General features: G+C 71.0%; 1 pseudogene. It reads right to left on the reverse strand.

The features are described 5' to 3' along the window. Positions 1-14: 14 nt before the first annotated feature. Positions 15-975: pseudogene (locus PH189_RS30260) on the reverse strand (IS5 family transposase). Positions 976-1,024: the final 49 nt, after the last annotated feature.

Genomic DNA, 1,024 nt, shown 5'->3' on the forward strand with positions numbered 1-1,024 from the left:
CTAGGGCGTGTCTCCTAAGTAGGTCGGAGCCAGAGCAGGATCGCTCGGAGGACCAGGCCGCCGCGGAAGACCAGGGCGTGCTTGTCGTAGCGGGTGGCCAGCCCGCGCCAGCCCTTGAGCAGGTTGAAGCCGCGCTCCACGACGTTGCGGTTCTTGTAATCCGCCGCGTCGAAGCCGACCGGTCGCCCGCCGCGGGAACCGCGGCGGGCCCGGTTGCGCTTCTGGTCGTCGGGCTCGGGGATCACTGCGGCGACGCCGCGGCGACGCAGCAGCGCCCGATGAGCGCGGCTGGAGTAGGCCTTGTCCGCCCGCAACGCGACCGGCGTGCTGCGGGCACGACCGCGCCCGAGCCGGTCGACGGCGAGCTCGTCGAGTAGCCGGACCAGCTGCGGGGAGTCTCCGGCCTGGCCGGGGGTCACCGCGATGACCAGCGGTCGGCCGTGCCCGTCGACCAGGGCGTGGGTCTTGGTGGTCAGCCCACCCCGCGACCGGCCGATGGCGTGATTGCCCGGCTCGTCGTTACGACGCTGAGCCGCCGACCACGGTCCCAATCGGCGCCACTGACCGCCCTGGCGAGATCGTTTCTTGTGATTCGATCTCGCCCCCTGTGTAGCTCGAAGGCCCCTCAGACGACCTCGCGGCGGTGGCGCCGTGCTGGTGCACCCGGCTGGTCGAGGAATCCGCCGAGACCCGCCAGTCGATCTGGCCGGCGGCGTCGGCCTCGGCCTGCAGGATCGCGAGCACCTCGTCCCAGGTGCCATCCAGGCTGAAGCGGTGGTGGCGCTTCCACACCGTCTGCCAGGGCCCGAACCGCTCGGGCAGGTCGCGCCAGGCGATCCCGCAGCGGTAGCGGAACACGATCCCCTCGATCACCTGCCGGTGATCACGAAACGGCCGGCCCTTGCCGTACTGCGCCGGCAGCAACGGCTCAATCCGACCCCACACCTCATCCGAGAGCACCGGCCCACGACCCATCCACGGATCGTGGACCGGCCCAGCTCACAGACTTGGGAGACACGCCCTA

Source organism: Actinomycetospora chibensis (assembly GCF_028737215.1).
In the GTDB taxonomy this organism is placed as follows: Bacteria; Actinomycetota; Actinomycetes; order Mycobacteriales; family Pseudonocardiaceae; genus Actinomycetospora; species Actinomycetospora chibensis.